Source organism: Streptomyces sp. NPDC028305, from assembly GCF_055569495.1.
Window position 1 is genome coordinate 545,935 of sequence record NZ_JBVHTN010000002.1, and the last position, 17,131, is coordinate 563,065.

General features: G+C 72.0%; 17 protein-coding genes. 9 read left to right on the top strand and 8 right to left on the bottom strand.

Annotation, left to right across the window (positions count from 1 at the left end; genetic code table 11):
- Positions 1-126: 126 nt before the first annotated feature.
- The 4 genes from ACZ4WQ_RS09075 to ACZ4WQ_RS09090 are packed head-to-tail and all read left to right on the top strand — an operon-like array spanning position 127 to position 4,130.
- Entirely contained in the window at positions 127-2,745 is a 2,619-nt protein-coding gene (locus ACZ4WQ_RS09075; protein ID WP_398374352.1) for a sensor histidine kinase, read from the top strand.
- A 5-nt stretch (positions 2,746-2,750) separates the two neighbouring features.
- Positions 2,751-3,167 carry a roadblock/LC7 domain-containing protein gene (locus ACZ4WQ_RS09080; protein WP_385337589.1) on the top strand — a complete coding sequence of 139 codons (417 nt, stop codon included), beginning with the start codon at positions 2,751-2,753 and terminating at the stop codon, positions 3,165-3,167.
- A gap of 11 nt (positions 3,168-3,178) precedes the next feature.
- Positions 3,179-3,553 (top strand): DUF742 domain-containing protein, encoded by a 375-nt coding sequence (locus tag ACZ4WQ_RS09085; protein WP_311722268.1) that lies wholly within the window; start codon positions 3,179-3,181, stop codon positions 3,551-3,553.
- Positions 3,534-4,130 carry a GTP-binding protein gene (locus ACZ4WQ_RS09090; RefSeq protein WP_385337586.1) on the top strand — a complete coding sequence of 199 codons (597 nt, stop codon included), beginning with the start codon at positions 3,534-3,536 and terminating at the stop codon, positions 4,128-4,130. The genes ACZ4WQ_RS09085 and ACZ4WQ_RS09090 overlap by 20 nt, the downstream gene beginning before the upstream one ends.
- A 66-nt stretch (positions 4,131-4,196) precedes the next feature.
- Here ACZ4WQ_RS09090 and ACZ4WQ_RS09095 read toward each other — a convergent pair whose 3' ends face one another.
- Positions 4,197-5,336, bottom strand: a complete 1,140-nt coding sequence (locus ACZ4WQ_RS09095; RefSeq protein WP_398374353.1) for an amidase domain-containing protein — start codon at positions 5,334-5,336, stop codon at positions 4,197-4,199.
- A gap of 110 nt (positions 5,337-5,446) precedes the next feature.
- Between ACZ4WQ_RS09095 and ACZ4WQ_RS09100 the strand changes: the two genes are divergently transcribed.
- Together ACZ4WQ_RS09100 and ACZ4WQ_RS09105 are read left to right on the top strand one after the other, a co-directional pair.
- Complete coding sequence (locus ACZ4WQ_RS09100; RefSeq protein ID WP_398374354.1) at positions 5,447-5,638, top strand: hypothetical protein; 192 nt, start codon at positions 5,447-5,449, stop codon at positions 5,636-5,638.
- A gap of 34 nt (positions 5,639-5,672) precedes the next feature.
- Positions 5,673-7,124: a hypothetical protein gene (locus ACZ4WQ_RS09105; RefSeq protein ID WP_398374355.1), complete on the top strand. Its 1,452-nt coding sequence runs from the start codon at positions 5,673-5,675 to the stop codon at positions 7,122-7,124.
- 43 nt (positions 7,125-7,167) lie between these two features.
- On the opposite strand, the gene ACZ4WQ_RS09110 is transcribed toward ACZ4WQ_RS09105, so the two are convergent.
- The 3 genes from ACZ4WQ_RS09110 to ACZ4WQ_RS09120 form a co-directional block, all read right to left on the bottom strand.
- Entirely contained in the window at positions 7,168-7,896 is a 729-nt protein-coding gene (locus ACZ4WQ_RS09110) for a TetR/AcrR family transcriptional regulator (protein ID WP_398374357.1), read from the bottom strand.
- Between the two features lie 89 nt (positions 7,897-7,985).
- Positions 7,986-8,864 (bottom strand): alpha/beta fold hydrolase, encoded by an 879-nt coding sequence (locus tag ACZ4WQ_RS09115; protein WP_398374358.1) that lies wholly within the window; start codon positions 8,862-8,864, stop codon positions 7,986-7,988.
- 160 nt (positions 8,865-9,024) lie between these two features.
- Entirely contained in the window at positions 9,025-9,513 is a 489-nt protein-coding gene (locus ACZ4WQ_RS09120; RefSeq protein ID WP_311722276.1) for an Lrp/AsnC family transcriptional regulator, read from the bottom strand.
- Positions 9,514-9,705: 192 nt separating this feature from the next.
- Here ACZ4WQ_RS09120 and ACZ4WQ_RS09125 point away from each other — a divergent pair, with 192 nt between their 5' ends.
- The 3 genes from ACZ4WQ_RS09125 to ACZ4WQ_RS09135 all read left to right on the top strand — a co-directional run bounded on the left by ACZ4WQ_RS09125 (position 9,706) and on the right by ACZ4WQ_RS09135 (position 14,032).
- Positions 9,706-12,066, top strand: a complete 2,361-nt coding sequence (locus ACZ4WQ_RS09125) for a transketolase-like TK C-terminal-containing protein (RefSeq protein ID WP_311722277.1) — start codon at positions 9,706-9,708, stop codon at positions 12,064-12,066.
- A gap of 98 nt (positions 12,067-12,164) precedes the next feature.
- A complete protein-coding gene (locus ACZ4WQ_RS09130) occupies positions 12,165-12,449 on the top strand; it encodes a hypothetical protein (protein ID WP_311722278.1) in 285 nt (94 codons plus the stop codon).
- On the top strand, positions 12,446-14,032 hold the full coding sequence (locus tag ACZ4WQ_RS09135) for an amidase (RefSeq protein ID WP_398374360.1): 1,587 nt from the start codon (positions 12,446-12,448) through the stop codon (positions 14,030-14,032). Before ACZ4WQ_RS09130 ends, ACZ4WQ_RS09135 begins: the two co-directional genes overlap by 4 nt.
- Before the next feature lie 35 nt (positions 14,033-14,067).
- On the opposite strand, the gene ACZ4WQ_RS09140 is transcribed toward ACZ4WQ_RS09135, so the two are convergent.
- The 4 genes from ACZ4WQ_RS09140 to ACZ4WQ_RS09155 are packed head-to-tail and all read right to left on the bottom strand — an operon-like array spanning position 14,068 to position 17,130.
- Positions 14,068-15,288, bottom strand: coding sequence for a beta-ketoacyl-[acyl-carrier-protein] synthase family protein (locus ACZ4WQ_RS09140; RefSeq protein ID WP_385337569.1), 1,221 nt, complete (start codon positions 15,286-15,288; stop codon positions 14,068-14,070).
- Positions 15,288-15,518 carry an acyl carrier protein gene (locus ACZ4WQ_RS09145; protein WP_311722282.1) on the bottom strand — a complete coding sequence of 77 codons (231 nt, stop codon included), beginning with the start codon at positions 15,516-15,518 and terminating at the stop codon, positions 15,288-15,290. Before ACZ4WQ_RS09145 ends, ACZ4WQ_RS09140 begins: the two co-directional genes overlap by 1 nt.
- A gap of 54 nt (positions 15,519-15,572) precedes the next feature.
- On the bottom strand, positions 15,573-16,613 hold the full coding sequence (locus tag ACZ4WQ_RS09150; protein WP_385337565.1) for a beta-ketoacyl-ACP synthase III: 1,041 nt from the start codon (positions 16,611-16,613) through the stop codon (positions 15,573-15,575).
- 34 nt (positions 16,614-16,647) lie between these two features.
- A complete protein-coding gene (locus ACZ4WQ_RS09155; RefSeq protein ID WP_361186436.1) occupies positions 16,648-17,130 on the bottom strand; it encodes a type II toxin-antitoxin system RatA family toxin in 483 nt (160 codons plus the stop codon).
- Between the last annotated feature and the right edge of the window lies 1 nt (position 17,131).

The following is a 17,131-nucleotide window of genomic DNA, read 5'->3' on the forward strand; positions in this document are numbered from 1 at the left end:
GCGGGAATTGACGAGTTTGTGTGCGCGAATCGTCGACATCGGCGCCCCGGGTTCCGGCACCCTGGGCGCCGACGTCATACGGGGGATTACACGCTCCGGTTTCCACCAAGCAGGGGAATATTCGACTTGCTGTCTGATTCACCACATAACGCCGAGGGGACCCCTACCTCGGGTTCACCCACGCAGCCCCCCTCGCAGGGGCGCGAGGCCCGGTCGACCGCGGGCAGACGCGGGAAACGGGCCCGGGCCAGGCAGCGGGCGGCCCCCCGGCGGGTCCTTCTCCCGGCACGCGGGCCTCGAGGCCCCTGGTCGATCCGGACCCGCGTCCTCGTCCTGGTGACGGTCCCGAGCCTGGCCCTGACCGCGCTGTGGGGCACCTACACGGTCAACGGGTTCAACGAGGCGCTGGACCTGCGGCAGACCGTGCGGGACGTGGAAAGGGTGGGGGTCAAGAGCGAGACCGCGATGGTGGCGCTTCAGGAGGAGCGCCGGCTGTCGATGATCTACCTGGCCCGGCCCGGCTCGGATCGACGGCCGCTGGAGCGGCAGCGCGCGGACACCGACCGGAAGCTGGCGGCGATGCGCGAGGCCGCGGGGCCGGTGGTCAAGAGCAACCCGCCCGCTCTCAAACGGATCTTCGGGCAGATCAGCAAGGGCCTCGAGATGCTGCCGGGATTCCGGCAGCAGATCGATGCGCGCAAGGTGGATTACGGCGCCGCATACGAGTTCTACACCGGCGCCTTGAGTACCGGCATGACGTACTTCGAGGCGGAAGCCCGCCTGACCAACGACTCCAAGTCGCTCAACGAAGGCACGACCGCCGCGGATCTGTTCCGCGCACTCGAGGGCCTCTCCCGGCAGAACGCGGTGCTGTCCGCGGGACTGACGTCGCCCACCGGAATGTCCGCCGAGGAGCAGCGGCAGTTCAACCGGCTCGTCGGCGTGCAGCAGGAACAGTGGAAGGTCGTGGCGCCGGCACTGCGGGGAGAGCAGGCCAAGCGCTATAAAGCCATCACCGCCGGCCCCGACTGGTCGACGCTGGCCGCCGCGGAGCGGTCGGCGATGAAGTCCGGCCGGATCCCGACCCGCTTCGAGAGCTGGCAGACCTCGATGCTCGAGGTGGCGCAAGGCCTGCAGCAGCTCACCCTGGACCAGGTGGAATTCGCGGTCGGATACGCCAACGACCGTGTCGACACCCTGATGACCTCGGTGATCGTGACCAGTGCGGGAACCCTGCTGGCCATCGCGCTGGCCGTGCTGATCTCCGTGCTGATCTCACGGGCGCTGATCCGTCGGCTCCGGGACCTTCGCGGCGCGACGCTGCGGCTGGCCGACGAGCAACTGCCCCAGATCATGGTCCGGCTGGAGAAGGGCGAGAAGGTCGACCTCACCGAGGCCGTCCCCGAAATCGGGCAGGGTCCGGACGAGATCGGGCAGGTCGCCGGAGCGTTCGCCACGGCGCAGCGCATCGCCGTGCGCGCGGCGATCGAGCAGGCCGAAACGCGCGAGGGCCTCAGCCGGGTGTTCCTCAACCTCGCGCAGCGCAGCCAGGGACTGGTGCACCGCCAGCTCGCCCTGCTGGACACGCTGGAACGCGGAAGCGATGATCCCGATCTGCTCGCCGAGCTGTTCCGGGTGGATCACCTCGCCACGCGGATGCGGCGCAACTCCGAGAACCTGTCCATCCTCGGCGGCGCGATACCCGCCCGGCGCTGGCGTCAGCCGGTGCAGTTGACCGAGATCCTGCGGGGCGCGGCCGCACAGACCGAGGACTACTCCCGGGTCAAGCTGGCCGGGATTCCCGAGGTCAGGCTCGCCGGCCCGGTGGCGGGCGACATGATGCACCTGCTGTCCGAACTGGTCGAGAACGCGACGACGTTCGCCCCGCCGCACACGAGCGTGTCGATCCACGCCGAGGTCGTGCCCAAGGGGCTCGCGATCGAGATCGAGGACCGTGGCATCGGCATGGCCGACGAGGTGCGTGAGGAGGCCAACCGCCTGCTGGCGGCGGCGCCCGAGTTCAATGTCATGGGCTTCACGCAGGACACCCGTCTCGGTCTGTTCGTCGTCGCACGGCTGGCGGCCCGCCACAACATCATGGTCACCCTGCGTCCCTCACCATACGGGGGCACCTCGGCCATCGTGCTGGCCCCGCCGGAGCTCATCGAGGGGATCGAGACCCACGCTCCGAACCACGACCGCGCCGAGGTGATGGCCGGGGCGGTGGCGCCGGTGGCGGACAACACGCGGTTGTCGGCCGACTCGCCCACGTGGGCAGGCGGCGTCGGGCAGGTTTCGATGCCACCGGGTCCAGAGGGGACGTCACCACACCGAGAGACGCCGCCACCGCGCCTGGGGACGCCGCCGCCCCGCCTGGAGACGGTGCAGACGCCGCCCGGCGGGGAGGAGCCGCACGTGCCCGACGACGTCACGCCGATACGCAACGACTTTCCGCACCCGGACACCGGCACGGCGCGTCCGGAACGGCCACAGCGAGGGTCGAGACAGCTGCCTCGCCGGGTTCGCCAGGCGAGTATGCAGCCGCAACTGCTCCATCCCGTGACCTCCCCGGAGCCCGAGGCGGCGCCCGCGGAGCGGTCGGCCGACGAGGCACGCCGACTGATGTCGATGTACCAGCGTCAGTCGTACCGGGGGCGTGTCGACGCGGAGCGGGAACAAGACGGCGGACAAGACGACGAGGCCGGGAACCGGCCGGCCGGAGAAGGGCAGTGGGACCCGCGATGACACAGATGCCGAAGCAGATAACCGACCTCAACTGGATGCTGGACGATCTCGTCCGGAGGGTTCCCAGGACCAGGCACGTCCTCGTGCTGTCGGCCGACGGACTGGTGATCGCCAACTCGCGCGATCTCGGCCGTGAAGACGCCGAACACATGTCGGCGGTCGCCTCGGGCTTCCAGAGCCTGGCCGGGGGCGTCGGGCGACGCTTCGGCGGAGGGCCCGTGCGTCAGACGATCGTCGAACTGGAGAACTGCTTTCTGTTCGTGACCGGTGCGGGACGAGGTGCCTGCCTCGCCATCCTCGGCGAGGCCGACATCGACGTCGGCCTCGTCGCCTATGAGATGAACCTGATCGTCAAGCGTGTCGGTGACTATCTCGCCGCGGCGCCTCGACAGGCGGCAGCGGTTTCGCCGTCGCCCTTCTGAGGTGAGGAACCATGTCCGAACCGGAGGACTCGTGGTGGGACGTGGACGCAGGCCCCATCGTGCGCTCGTTTGCGAGAACCGGCGGCCGGACCCGGCCGAGTCGCGACGAGTTCAACCTGATCACCCTGATCATCGCCACGAACGCCGACACGGCACGCCATGGTCTCGAGCCGGAGCACATCGTGATCCTGCGTATGTGCACGGGCACCCCGCTCTCCGTCGCCGAGATTTCCGCTCGGCTGGACCTGCCCGCGACCGTGGCCAAGGTCCTGCTCGGAGACCTACTCGACATGGGAGCCATCCACACACGCGCACCGATCGCGCTGGCGGAGGCCCCGGAAATCCACGTTCTTCAGGCGGTACTTGATGGAATTCGCAGGCTCTGAGCCGTATCCCGGTTCCGGCAGTCTCCCGTCGGGGGTCAAGATCCTGATCGCCGGAGGGTTCGGCGCCGGGAAGACCACCATGGTCGGTGCCGTCAGTGAGATCTCCCCGCTTCAGACCGAGGAGGTGATCACGCGGACGAGCGAGGGCGTGGACGACCTCAGCGGGGTGGAGGGGAAGACCACCACGACTGTGGCCATGGACTTCGGCCGGATCACGATCAGCCGGGACCTGGTGCTGTATCTCTTCGGTACGCCCGGACAGAACCGCTTCTGGTTCATGTGGGACGAGTTGGCTCTCGGCGCACTCGGGGCCATCGTGCTGGCCGACACTCGAAGACTCGAGGACTCCTTCCCCGCCGTCGACTACTTCGAGCACCGCGGCACGTCGTTCGTCGTCGCGGTCAACCGCTTCGACGGCGCCTGTGACTTCGACGCCGACGAGGTGCGCTATGCACTCGACCTCGATGCGCATGTGCCGGTGGTGATGTGTGACGCGCGCTCCCGCGAGTCCAGCAAACACGCCCTCATCACCCTCATCGAACACGCCATGGCGAGCCGGATGTCGGCCGCCCGCTGACGGGAGCGCCCCGGCCCGCTGTTCCCGCCACAGGGGGGAACAGCGGGCCGGGGCGGTGGCGCGGTGTCAGGTGCGGTAGGCGTAGTACGCGGAGTTCGGGTACGAGGAGATGAGGCTGGACAGCGACCGCCGGTAGGTGTCGGTGTCGTGGTAGGTGAGGTACGGGACGCCGCTGGTGCTCCGGTACGAGGTGATCATGGTGTGGTCCTTCGCGCCGTCCTTGTCGAAGTCCACCTGGAGGACGTCACCGAGGTCCATCTGGTAGGCGTTCGCGAGGGCGGTGGTCCGCTTCGCGGTCTGGGTGAACCAGGACCACTCGTTGACACCGATCCAGGAGTCGGACTGGCCCGACGTGCTGTACCACCAGGTGTCGTAGTCCTCGGTGGAGGTGGTGTCGTTCTTCCAGCCGCCCGCGAAGAGGGACTGGCTGATGTAGTTGGTGCAGTCCCCGCCGGCGCTGTTGAAGCGGCGGTAGGCGGTGTTGTAGTTCTTCCAGTACTTCTCGGCGTACGTGGCCATCGCCGTGTAGTCGTAGGTGGTGCCGCTGCCGAGGTTCTTGGGCTTGGCGGGCGCCGGGAGGGTGATGGCGGCGCGCGGGGCGTCGATGATCGCGGTGGGGCGCACCGGCGCCGAGCTCGCCGCGGGCACGGGCTCGTTGACCGCGCGGGGGCCCTTGTCCGTGCGGCGGACGCCCTCCAGCTGCCAGGTGCCGTCCGTCTGCGCGGTGAAGGTGAGCTCGTGGTGCGCGGTGAAGCCGGTGGTCGGGGGCTCGTCGCCGCGGATCTTCCGGTAGGTGAGGATGGTGGCCTCGGTGACGCGGACCGTGGCGCGCTGCCCCTCCACGCGGGTGCTGTCGACGGTCACCTCGGTGTCGGCGTCGCTGTAGGCCTCACCGAACTCGGCCAGCCGGGCGCGCGTGCCCCGCACGGAGGCCAGGGTGGTGTTCTCCGTGCGGGAAAGCGCGGGCGAGAGCCGCACGTTACCCTGCGCCTTCTGCGCCGTACGGGCGAGCTGGGGCCGGTCCAGCAGCGCGGCCGTACGGTCGGTCAGCACGGCGTCCGCTATTCGGCCGAACGAGTCGGCGTTCGGCTGCGGGGCCGCGGGCGCCGAGGCGTCGGCGGCGTGGGCGGCGGACAGGGGCAGCAGCGCGGCGGACAGCACGGTCGCGGCAACGGCTGAGCAACGGCTCAACGTCCGAGATCTCACGGGGTTTTCTCCTCGAACCCGGGTGGTCGGCTCCCGGGTGAGCGTCATCTTTGCATGACCTCCTCAATCTTCTCAGTTACTTCACAAGATTGCCGATCGGATTCGGCCACGTGGCGATGGACCGCCTGGCGGTCCGTCAGGCCGCATCCAGAGCGGCCAGTTCGCTGGCGATGGCGCGCGCGCACGCGGTGCGCCTGCCCGGGGGCACGTTCTGGATGGGCAGCGAGGACCCGGACGTCAACCCCGGCGACGGCGAGGGCCCGTGCCGGGAGGTGGCGGTCCGGAACACCGCCACCGTCTGAATCCTCCCGGTGGCCGCTGCTTAGGATGACCGCCATGCGGCCGCCCCTGCCTCTCCCCGCCCAACTCGGCGCCGTCCTGCTGGGTCTGGCCCGGAACCCGGCCCTGCCGCCCGCGTTGCTGCGCCGCCTGCTCGGCCACCGGGCGACCCGCGACGAGGCGGTGATGTGGCGCACGGACCTGACCGAGGAACTGGCCGAGGAGATCGTCGCGCTGGGCGACACCGTCCTCGTGCACACGCTCGCCTGCAACCGGAACATCCCGCCGGGCGTGAAACACCGCCTGGCGAACAGCCCGGACACCTCGGCCCGGGCGGCGATCGCGTTCCGCGAGGAGCTGCCGCGCGAGGTGTGGGAGCGGCTGATCGCCGACCCGTCGGTGGAGGTACGGGAGTCGGCCGCGGAGAACGAGGACGTGCCCGTCGACCTCCGCGCCCGGCTGGCCCGGGATCCGGCCCCCACGGTCCGCGCCAGGCTCGCGCAGCGGTGGACGGGCGCGCCGGAAGAGATACGGCGCATCTGGCTGACCGACGCGGAGTCCAACGTCCGGGCGGCGGCCTGCGCCACCTACTTCCGCAGGCTGCCGCACCCGGTGCCGCCCGCCGATCTCCACCCCGCGCTGCTCGCCGACCCGGTGACGCGGGCGGGCGTGGTGGCGCACCTCGACCTCGGTCCCGACGCGGCCCGTGAGCTGGCCACGGACCAGGACCCGGAGGTACGCGCGGCCGTCGCGGCCCACCCCGATCTGCCGGCGGAGCTGCGGGAGACCCTCGCCGGGGACCCCGACCCGCTGGTGCGCGCGGAGGTCTTCGCCCGCCAGGACACGCCCGAGGGGCGGCGCGCCTCGATCTATGCGGAGCTGCGCGCCGGGGCGGAGCGGGCCGGGGCGGGCCTCATCGCGTCGGAGGAGGAGGACTTCGCGTCCTACGTCGCGTACCAGGGGCTGGGCCATCGACACCTCCCGTGGGTGTCCGCCGCCCCGCTCGACCACGTCGACTCGCCCTATGTGTGTTTTCGCCGGTCCCTGGCGATGAGTGGCCCGTTGCCCGCGGAGGCCGTCGCCCGGCTGCTCGACGACGAGGACGGCACCGTACGCGCGGCCGTGGCCCGCCGGACGCCCGACCTCGACCCGGTGACGGCCGAGCGCATCGAACGCCGGCACACCGCGAGCCGCAAGCACCCCTGGAGCCCGACCGACCACGTCGTCTTTCCCCCGGAGACCCTGCGCCGGTTCGCGACCGACCCGGACCCGAGGATCCGGGCCCTCGCGCTCCGGGACCCGGACCTGCCCGCCGGGCTCGCCGAGGGGCTGGCGGCCGATGGGTCCGTCCGGGTCCGCCGCGGGGTGGCCGCCCACCCGAGCCTGCCGACGCCCGCCCTGCTCACCCTGCTCGCCGACCAGGACGAGTGGGTGGCCAGAACCGCCGCGGGCTCGCCCGTGCTGCCCCGGGATGTGATGGAGGAGATCCTCGCCTTCGCGACGCTGTGACCCGTGGCCGGGGGAGCGCGCCTCGGACAGGCCGCCGTCGTGCTCAGGCCGTCGTCGCGCTCAGGGCGCTGACCTCCTGGGCGAAGAGGGCGTCGGCGTCTATGCCCATGGAGGTGAAGTTGCCGCCGATCTCGAGGCTGACGAAGCCGTGCAGTCTGGTCCAGGCGCTGAGGACACGCCGAAGCTGCTCGGGACCCGCTCCGGTGGCGGCGAGTATGTCCTCGTGTGCCCGCACGGCGGCGTCCAGGTCCACGTCGCCCTCGCGCCCCGGCGCCGCCGCCGGGCTGTCGTCAGGGGGCCAGAGGTCGGCCGCCACGTCGAGCCCGACGGCCATGACCTCACGGGAGGCGGTGACCAGGGGCTCGCTGTGGGCGTCGTAGCCGGGCACGGGCGGCGCGAACATCAGTGTGTAGCGGTGGGGTTCGGCGCGGGCGAAGGCCCGCCAGGCGGTGGCCAGGGCGCGCAACCGCTCCGCCGGGGCCTGGCCGAGGGCCGGGTCGGTGGCGGCGGCGAGGGCGGCTGCGAAGTCGTGGTAGGTGTCGATGACCAGCTCGGCGAGCAGCTCGTCGCGGCCGGCGAAGTAGCGGTAGAGCGCCGGTCCGGAGACGCCGAGCTGTTTCGCGATGGCGTTGACCGATACCGCCGTGGCGCCCCCCTGGGCCAGCTGGTCCAACGCCACGGCCTTGACGTCTTCGCGGACCTGCTCCCGGTACCGCGCCCGCATCGGGCTGCGAGCCGCACCTGTCGCCGCCGTCGTTTTGTTGGCGCCCATCATGTCCTCCCTCGACAGCCACACCCTAACAGATTCATTCTATTGCTAGAGGGTCTAACGGTCGATGGGTCGCCGGCACCGGACGGAGTTCAGGAGGGCGCGGGCAGGACCCGCCCGAGGAAACCGCGGATGTATCCGGCGATGGTGTCGAGATGGCTCTCCAGGGCGAAGTGGCCCGAATCCAGGAGGTGGACCTCGGCCTCGGGAAGATCCCGCTGGAAGGCCCGGGCGCCGTCCGGACCGAAGATCTCGTCACCCCGGCCCCAGACGGCCAGCAGCGGCACCCGGCTGGTCCGGAAGTACGTGTGGACCGCGGGGTACTGCGCCACATTGGCCGGGTAGTCGCGGAACAGCCGCAGCTGGATCTCGTCGTTGCCCGGCCGGTCCAGCAGGGCCTGGTCATGGGGCCAGGTGTCCGGGCTGACCAGGCTCGGGTCGGCGACGCCGTTCTCGTACTGCCAGCGGGTGATCTCCGGAGTGAGGGCGCGGCGCACGGTGGGTTCGGTGTCCGGTCCGGGCGCCCCGGCGTAGGCGAAGAGGCCGTCCCAGAACGGCCTCACGAAGCCGTCCTCGTAGGCGTTGCCGCTCTGGGTGACGATCGCGGTCACCCGGTCCGGAGCGCGCGTGGCAAGGCGCCAGCCGATCGGCGCCCCGTAGTCCTGGACGTACATCGCGAACCCGGCCACGCCGAGCCGCTCGAGCAGCGCCTCCGTGACATCCGCGAGGGCGTCGAAGGTGTACGGGAAGTCGCCGGGCGCGGGCATCGACGAGTAGCCGAAGCCGATGTGGTCGGGAGCGATCACGCGGTAGCGGTCGGCCAGGAGCGGGATCAGGTTGCGGAACATGTGCGAGCTGGCCGGGAAGCCGTGCAGCAGCAGGACGACCGGCGCGTCGCCCGGTCCGGCCTCCCGGTAGAAGACGTCCAGCCCGTCGATCTCCGCGGTGCGGTGGTACACGACCGGAGCCATCTCTGGCCTCCAAAGAACAGGGTCATGGTCAGGCGCGCTGTCCAAGAAACTAGTCGATCTTCCCGAGGGAGGCCGGAAGGCGGGGAGTCGTGTCCGGCGAGGTCGTGCCCGGCGCCCCGGAACGGGGTGATCGTCACCGCCGACGGCCCGCTCGCCGGGGTCACCCGTCCGGGGCGCCCCGTTCGAGCAGGGGGGTGAGCCGGTGGCCGACGAGTTCGCGCATCACCAGGGAGGTGGTGGTCCGCTCCACGCCGGGTCCGTCCAGGATCCGGCCGGCGATCCGGTAGAGGTCGTCCGCGTCCCGCGCGACCACCTGCACCAGCAGGTCGACCGGGCCGCTCAGGCCGAACACCTGGAGCACCTCGGGGATGGCCGCCAGATCGGCGGCGACCTCGGCCAGCAGCCGCTGGGTGACCTGGACGGTGACAAACGCCGTCAGGGGATATCCCAGCGCCCTGGGCTCGATCCGGCGCTCGAACGGGGCCAGCGCGCCGCCCTGTTCCAACCTGGCCAGCCGGGCCTGCACGGTGTTGCGCGACAGCCCCACCCGCTCGGCGAGGGCGACCGTGGTGGCCCGCGGGTCGTCGTTCAAGGCCAGCAGCAGACGTGTGTCCACCGCGTCCACGCCGACCGGATCATGCTCCGGCATGGTCATCCACCTTTCCGCCGGGCCGTCGGCACTGTTCGGCCACGGCCCGCGCGCGACAGAACAGACTGCCCATCCAGGCGGCCCCACGGCCCCGTGGTGTTGGGCATTCTGCTCAGTTTCGGACGCATCGATTGTGCGGTCCGCATCCCCATGATGTCATCCAGGCACCAAGTGCACCCTGGAGGGTGAGAGATGACTGACGTGACACCCGGCCACCCGACATCTCCGGCGACGGCGACGGCAACGGCGGCGACCGACACCCGGACGCTCTCCACCGAGGACGGATCCGTCCTGGAGGAGATCGAGCGCCGTGTGCTCTGGCTGTCGACGGCGATCATCCACCACGCGAACCGGGTGCGCCCCAACCCGTCCGGCCTCAAGGTCGGCGGCCACCAGGCCTCGTCCGCGTCGATGGTGTCGGTCATGACGTCGCTGTGGTTCCGTCATCTGCGCCCCGAGGACCGGGTGTCCGTGAAGCCGCACGCCTCACCCGTCCTGCACGCCGTCAACTACCTGCTCGGCAGCCTCGACGAGCGCCATCTGACGACCCTGCGTTCCTTCGGCGGGCTCCAGAGCTACCCCAGCCGCACCAAGGACCCCGACCCGGTGGACTACTCGACGGGATCGGTGGGCCTCGGCGCCACCGCCCCGGTCTGGGGCGCGATCGCCCGCCGCTATGTGGCCGACCGGACGGGCGACGGCGGATCGGGGCGGCAGTACGCGCTGCTCGGCGACGCCGAACTCGACGAGGGCGCGGTCTGGGAGGCGGTCCTGGACCCGGCGGTGGCCGACCTCGGTGAGCTGGTGTGGGTGGTCGATGTCAACCGGCAGTCGCTGGACCGGGTGGTGCCGGGGATCGCCGTCGACCGGCTGCGCGCGATGTTCGCGGGCGCGGGCTGGCAGGTGCTCACCGTCAAATACGGGCGGCTCCTGGAGGAGCTGTTCACCCGGCCGGGCGGTGCGGAGCTGCACACGCGGATCGACCGCATGCCCAACGCCGAATACCAGCGCCTGCTCCGCTGCTCCGCCCAGGAGCTGCGGCTGCGGCTGCCCGACGGCGGCGAGCCGCTCGCGCGGCTGGTGGCCGAGCTGGACGACGCGACGCTGCTCGCGGCGGTCCGCAACCTCGGCGGACACGACCTCGGCGCCCTCGACCACGCCTTCGGAGCGATCGACGACACCCGGCCCACGGTGGTCTTCGCCTACACCATCAAGGGCCACGGGCTCCCCACCGAGGGCCATCCGCAGAACCACTCCGCGCTGCTGACGGCCGAGCAGGTGCGCGAGCTCGCCGACCGGCTCGGCGCCGATCCGGAAGCCCCCTGGACCCGGTTCCCCGACGGCGGCGCCGCGGCCGCGCTGTGCGAGCGGACGGCCGAGCGGCTGCGCCGCACCGAGCCGGTCCGCCACGACCCGCCGACGCTGCCGACGGACATGGGCCGCACCCCTTCCGGCACCGCGACCACTCAGGCCGCGCTCGGCCGCACCCTGCTCGACCTCACCCGCGCCGCGCCCGAGGCCGCCGAAGCGGTGGTCACGGTGAGCCCGGACGTCAGCTCGTCGACCAATCTGGGCGGCTGGGTGAACAAGGTCGGGGTGTGGTCGCCCACCGAACGCGTCGACTGGTTCGCCGACGACCCCGAGACCATCCTGCACTGGCGGGAACGCCCCACCGGCCGTCACATCGAGCTCGGCATCGCCGAGACCAACCTCGTCGGCCTGCTGGGGGAGCTGGGCACCACCTGGAGCCGCTGGGGGCGGCCCCTGCTGCCGATCGGCGTCCTGTACGACCCGTTCGTCGAGCGTGCCCTGGAGCCCTGGTCGTTCGGCATCTACGCCGGAGGCCAGTCGATCCTCGTGGGCACCCCGTCCGGGGTGACCCTCGCCCCCGAGGGCGGCGCCCACCAGTCGATCAAGACGCCGTCGATCGGCCTGGAACAGCCCGGCTGCACCGCCTACGAACCGGCCTTCGCCATCGACGTCGAGTGGACGCTGCTGGCGTCGCTGGCCCGGCTGGGCCGGCCCGGTGGCGGCTCCGCCTATCTGCGGCTGTCGACCCGGCCGGTGGATCAGTCGCTCGCGGCCGTGCCGGCGGACCCGGCGGCGCGCGAACGCCGCCGGCGCCAGGTGGTCGCCGGGGCGTATGCCCTGCGCCGTACGGAAGCCCCCCGGGCGACCATCGCCGCGATGGGCGCCATGGTGCCGGAGGCGCTGGCCGCGGCCGACCGGCTGTCGGACCTCGGCTTCCCGGTGGACGTGGTCTGTGTGACCAGCCCCGGGCTGCTGTTCCAAGCCCTGCGCGCCCGGCAGGGCCGAGAGGAGGCGCCGAGCTGGATCCTCGACCAGGTCTTCCCCGCCTCACGGGCGACGCCGCTGCTCACGGTCCTGGACGGGCACCCGCACACGCTCGCGTTCCTGGCCACGATCCACGGCGTGCCCGCCACGACCCTGGGGGTCACCGGCTTCGGCCAGTCCGGCTCACTGGAAGAGGTGTACCGGCACCACGGGCTGGACACCGACAGCCTGGTCGCGGCGGTCCTGGACCTCGAGTAGGGGTTATATACAGTAACTTCGGTGAAACAGCGGCTTGATGGGGTGTTCACGGCCGGGTGATGAAGTCCGGGGACGAATCAGCCGATCATGGAGTTTCCTTGAGCATTCCCACAACCGAGCAGCTGGACGCCTATGTGCGGACCCGCCTGGCACTGGCGGGCTTCGACCTCTCACTGCTCCCCGAGGTGTTCGACGCGGGTACCGGAGTGCCGACGCGCGACCAGGTGCTCGCCTCGCTGCGGTCGTTCGTGGCCGCCACCCCCGGGGCGATAGCCGGCTGGGCCCCGCCCGCCCGGAGCGCCGAGTACGCCCAGCAGGCCTCGCCTCCCCTGCTGTACCCGTCGATCACGGAGGCGTGGACCGGTAAGGCGGGCGAGAGATGAGCCGAGCAGTCAACCGACGTGTCTTCCTGGCTGGTTCAGCCGCCGCGGCCGCCGGCGGCATGGTCGCCCAGGCCGCACCGGCCCAGGCCGCGCCCGCCAAGTCGGCGCCCTCGCCGACCGGCGCCGCCGCGCCGCGCGTCCCCGACGTCGACGTACGGCGGGCCGCCCTCGACGACCCCTCCGAGGCCACCCTCGCCGAGGCGGCCGTGCTCATGCGGCGCGGAAAGCTCACCTCCACCGCGCTCACCGAGGCATACCTGGACCGGATCGAGCGCTACGACTCCACGTACCAGGCGTACGCCGAGGTCACCGGCGAGACCGCGCTCGCCGCGGCGCGCAAGGCCGACCGCGGCCACGGCGGCGGGGTGCTGCGCGGCATCCCGCTGTGCGTCAAGGACAACTACTTCACCGCCGGTGTGCCGACCCGCTGCAACTCGTCCATCTTCGCGGACTTCGTGCCGGACGAGGACGCCACCGCCGTGGCCCGGCTGACCGCGGCCGGCGGGATCCTGCTGGGCAAGGGGCAGATGGGGCCGCTCGCCACCACCCGGGCCACCAAGCCGAACGGGACCGTCACCACGGTCAACGCCTGGACCCCGAACGACCCCTCCGTCGACCCGGGCGGCTCCTCCACCGGGCCCGCCTGTGCGGTCGCCGCCCGCCTGGCGTCCTCCTCGATCGGCACCCAGACCGGCGGCTCGATCGTGCTGCCCTCCAACCAGCAGAACCTCACCGGGCTCAAGCCCACCATGGGCCGGGTCTCCATCCACGGCGTCATCCCGCTGTCCTCCACGCGCGACCACTCGGGGCCGCTCGCCCGCGACGCCCTGGACGCCGCGATCATGCTCCAGGTCATGGCGGGCCCCGACGCCGCGGATCCGCGCACCCTCGGGCTGCCGGAGCTGCCCGATCTGATACGGGCCGCGACGCCCGTCGTCGCGCGCGGAGGGAAGGTACGGCTGCGGCGGGCGACCAAGGTGGGCGTCCCGGCCGACTTCCTCAGCGGCCAGAAGGAACTGCGCGGCGCACTCCTGGACCGGCTGGACGCGATCGAGGGCCTGACCCTCGTCGACATCGCCTACCCGGCCGACTGGAACCTGCTGACCGGCACCTTCAACGCGGCCCGGCTCGTCGAGCGCACCGAGCCGTTCCGCCACTGGCTGCGCACCGACCCCGCCAAGTTCGGCGTCTCGCTGCTGTCGTGGCTCCAGGGCCTGATGCTGTCCGGCGACGAGTGGCTCACCGCCCAGCGCGCCAAGAACCACCTGCTGCGGGAGGTGCTGGACGGCGTCCTGAGCCGCTGCGACGTGGTGCTCCAGACCGGCCCCGTGCCGTTCGACATCCTCGGGCTGCCCGAGATCGGCTTCCCGATCGGGTTCGACGCCGGCGGTGTGCCCGTCGGCGCGATCCTCGGAGGCCAGCCCTACGAGGAGGACCGGCTGCTGGAGGTCGTGGCCGCCTATCAGGCGGTCACCGACTGGCACACCCGCCGCCCGGCGGACCCGGCGTCGAAGGCCCGGCTGCGGGCGGCGGTCGCGCGGCCCCGGCTGTCCCCGGAGGAGGCGGCGAAGGCGTCGGCCTGAGCGGTCGGCCCGATCGGTTGGCCCGATCGGTTGGCCTATGCCCTCGCTATCGCCAGCACCGCGTTCTGGCCTCCGAAGCCGAAGGAGTCGGAGACGGCGAGCTCGATACGGGTGGCGGTCGGGGTGGTGGGGATCTTGATGTCGAGACGAGGGTCGAGCGTGAACAGACTGGCGGTGGGCGGCACCAGCTGTCGCTCGACCGCCAGCACGGTGAACGCCGCCTCCACCGCCCCGGCCGCCCCCAGCAGATGGCCGGTGACGCCCTTCGTGGAGGTCACCAGCGGGTCCGCGGTCAGCGCGCGGTGCAGCATGCGGCCCTCGGCCAGGTCGTTCAGCGGCGTGCCGGTGCCGTGCGCGTTGACGTGCTGGACGTCCCCCGGGCCGGCGCCGGCGTCCGCGAGCGCCGCGCGCAGCGCCGCCTCGATGCCGACGCCGTCCGGGTGCGGCGAGGACATGTGGTGGGCGTCGGCGGTCGCGCCGTAGCCCATGACCCTGGCCCGTACGCGCGCACCGCGGGCGCGGGCGTCGGCGACCCGTTCGAGGACGAGCACGCCCGCGCCCTCTCCCGCGACGAAGCCGTCGCGGTCGGCGTCGAAGGGCCGGGAGGCGGTGGCCGGGTCGTCCTCGCGCTTGGACAGGGCGCCCATCTTGGCGAATCCGGCCATGCTCAGCGGGGTGATCATCGCCTCGCTGCCGCCCGTGATGACGATGTCACAGCGGTCGAGAGCGAGGAGGTCGCGGGCGGTGCCGATGGCGCTCGCGCCGGACGCGCAGGCGGTGGCCACGACCAGGTTGGGGCCGGTGGCCCCGAACTCGATGGCGGTCTGCCCGGCGACCATGTTGGACAGCTGCATCGGCAGCAGCAGCGGGGACACCCAGGAGGGGCTCTCCTCCAGCAGGACCCGGTGCTGCGCCTCCCTGGTGGCGGGGCCGCCGTCGGCGCAGCCGAGGACCACGCCGACCCGGCCGCCGTCCCAGGTGGCCGGGTCCAGCCCGGCGTCGGCAATCGCCTCCCGGGCGGCCACCAGGGCGAACTGCACGAAGCGGTCCAGCCGGTGGGCCCGGCGGCCGCCGAGCAGCCCATCGGGGTCGAAGCCCGGGACGCGGCAGGAGATCCGCACCGGATTGCCGGCGAGCTCCGGGTCGACGGCGGCGGTGGGCCGCCCGTCCAGTGCCGACTGCCAGCTCGGTCCGGTCCCGATGCCTCCCGGGGTGACCAGGCCGAGTCCGGTGACGGCGATTTCGTGACCGCCCATCAGACCTTCGCGCTCCGCTCCTCCAGCAGGCGCGCCATGTCGCCGATCGTGGGCATCTCCAGCAGCTCGTCGTCGCTGACGACGATCCCGAACTCCTTGTCCAGGACGAGGGAGAGCTCGACGACGGCCAGCGAGTCGAGCTCGACATCGTCCCTGGTGGCCTCCGGGACGACCTGCTCGGGCGCCACCTTGAGCTTATGGACCAGGATTTCCTTGAGGGTGTCGAACATGGCGAGTTCCTTCCGAGGGACGTACAGCGGGACGTGCAGGGGTGTACTGGGGCGTCAGCCGGGTTTGACGTCCGGCCACTGGACGGTCGCCGCGCCCCAGGCCAGCCCGGCGCCGAACGCGGTGAGCAGCACCCGGTGGCCGGCGGTCAGGCTGCCGTCCGCGGCGGAGTCGGCGAGCAGCAGCGGGATGGAGGCGGCGACGGTGTTGCCGTTGCGGTCGATGTTGGAGAGCCGCCGGTCCTCGGGGATGCCGAGATGCTCCGCGACCGTGGTGAGGATGCGCGCGTTGGCCTGGTGGGCGGCGAGCCGGTCGATGTCCGCGAGGCCGCAGCCGGCCGCCTTCACCGCCCGCCTGGACGCGTCCGCCATTCGTTCCACCGCGTGCCGGTAGGTGTCGCGCCCGGCCATCCGCAGGAACTCGTCGCCGGGCCGGGCGGGCTCGCCCGAGGCGCGCTGCCGGGATCCGCCGCCCGGCACCTCGAGCAGACCGGCGAGCGAGCCGTCGCTGCCGAGGACGACGGGCCCCACCGCACCGGGCTCGTCCGGGCGGCCCGCCCGCAGCACCACGGCCCCCGCCCCGTCGGCGAAGATCACCGCGGTGGAGCGGTCCCGCGGGTCGACGAGGGTGGTGAACGCGTCCGCGGCGATCAGCAGGACGCGGTCGGCCGTGCCCGCCGTGATCAGCCCGGTCGCGGTGGCCAGCCCGTACAGGAAGCCCGAGCACACGGCCGAGACGTCGAAGGCCGCGACCGTGCCGAGCCCCAGCCGCCAGGCCACCTCGGGCGCGGTGGCCGGGCACGCCCGGTCGGGCGTGGTGGTGGCGAGCACCACCGCGTCCACCCCTTCCGCGTGTTCCGGCCCCGCCGACTCCAGCGCCCGCCGGCCCGCCTCGACCGCGAGATCCGAGGTGGCCTGCCCGGGCAGCACCATGTGCCGGGACGAGATGCCGGTACGGCTGCGGATCCACTCGTCGGAGGTGTCCAGGCGGAGCGAGAGGTCGTGGTTGGTCACCGGGTTCGGCGGGACGTACGCCCCGATGCCGGCGATCACGGACGTGGGCGGGCCGCCGCCGGCGCCCTCCAACGGCCTGTTCATAGCTGCGCGTTCTCCTTACGCGTCCGGGCGGGACCTACGCGCCGCCGGTGACCGCTGCCTCGGTGGTGCTCAGGGCGATGTCACCGCGTATCTCCGTACGGTCGAACAGCCCGGTGACCGCCCAGGCGACCGTCTCCTTGATGACCCGCTCGGCGATGGGGTCGAGAATCCCCTCGAGGCTCGGGATGCCGAAGTCGAAGTCGGCCTCGAAGCGCACCAGGACATCGTCGCCGCTCTGTGTGATGTGCCACTGGCCCGCGAAGCTGTCGAAGTCGCCGTCGGTCTGCTCGAAGTGGATCTCACCGCGCTCGGGGACGAACCGCTCCTCCTCGGTCCAGCGCAGCAGCCCGCTGCGGAAGTGCAGTTCCCAGCTGGAGCTGCCCTTTGCCGCGGGAAACGCGCTGTGCGCGGTGGCGGCCCGCACATGCGGGGCGAGCTGCGGGTACCTCTCCCACTGGACGACGTTCTCGAAGACGTGTCCGGCCTTCTCGGAGCGCACCACGGCGTCGAGTTCCACG

Bases quoted from the DNA above. Each gene is read 5' to 3' on its own strand.
- ACZ4WQ_RS09080 (WP_385337589.1), top strand. From the start codon at position 2,751: ATGCCGAAGCAGATAACCGACCTCAACTGGATGCTGGACGATCTCGTC.
- ACZ4WQ_RS09085 (WP_311722268.1), top strand. From the start codon at position 3,179: ATGTCCGAACCGGAGGACTCGTGGTGGGACGTGGACGCAGGCCCCATC.
- ACZ4WQ_RS09090 (WP_385337586.1), top strand. From the start codon at position 3,534: ATGGAATTCGCAGGCTCTGAGCCGTATCCCGGTTCCGGCAGTCTCCCG.
- ACZ4WQ_RS09105 (WP_398374355.1), top strand. From the start codon at position 5,673: ATGCGGCCGCCCCTGCCTCTCCCCGCCCAACTCGGCGCCGTCCTGCTG.
- ACZ4WQ_RS09110 (WP_398374357.1), bottom strand. From the start codon at position 7,896: ATGGGCGCCAACAAAACGACGGCGGCGACAGGTGCGGCTCGCAGCCCG.
- ACZ4WQ_RS09115 (WP_398374358.1), bottom strand. From the start codon at position 8,864: ATGGCTCCGGTCGTGTACCACCGCACCGCGGAGATCGACGGGCTGGAC.
- ACZ4WQ_RS09120 (WP_311722276.1), bottom strand. From the start codon at position 9,513: ATGCCGGAGCATGATCCGGTCGGCGTGGACGCGGTGGACACACGTCTG.
- ACZ4WQ_RS09125 (WP_311722277.1), top strand. From the start codon at position 9,706: ATGACTGACGTGACACCCGGCCACCCGACATCTCCGGCGACGGCGACG.
- ACZ4WQ_RS09135 (WP_398374360.1), top strand. From the start codon at position 12,446: ATGAGCCGAGCAGTCAACCGACGTGTCTTCCTGGCTGGTTCAGCCGCC.
- ACZ4WQ_RS09140 (WP_385337569.1), bottom strand. From the start codon at position 15,288: ATGGGCGGTCACGAAATCGCCGTCACCGGACTCGGCCTGGTCACCCCG.
- ACZ4WQ_RS09145 (WP_311722282.1), bottom strand. From the start codon at position 15,518: ATGTTCGACACCCTCAAGGAAATCCTGGTCCATAAGCTCAAGGTGGCG.
- ACZ4WQ_RS09150 (WP_385337565.1), bottom strand. From the start codon at position 16,613: ATGAACAGGCCGTTGGAGGGCGCCGGCGGCGGCCCGCCCACGTCCGTG.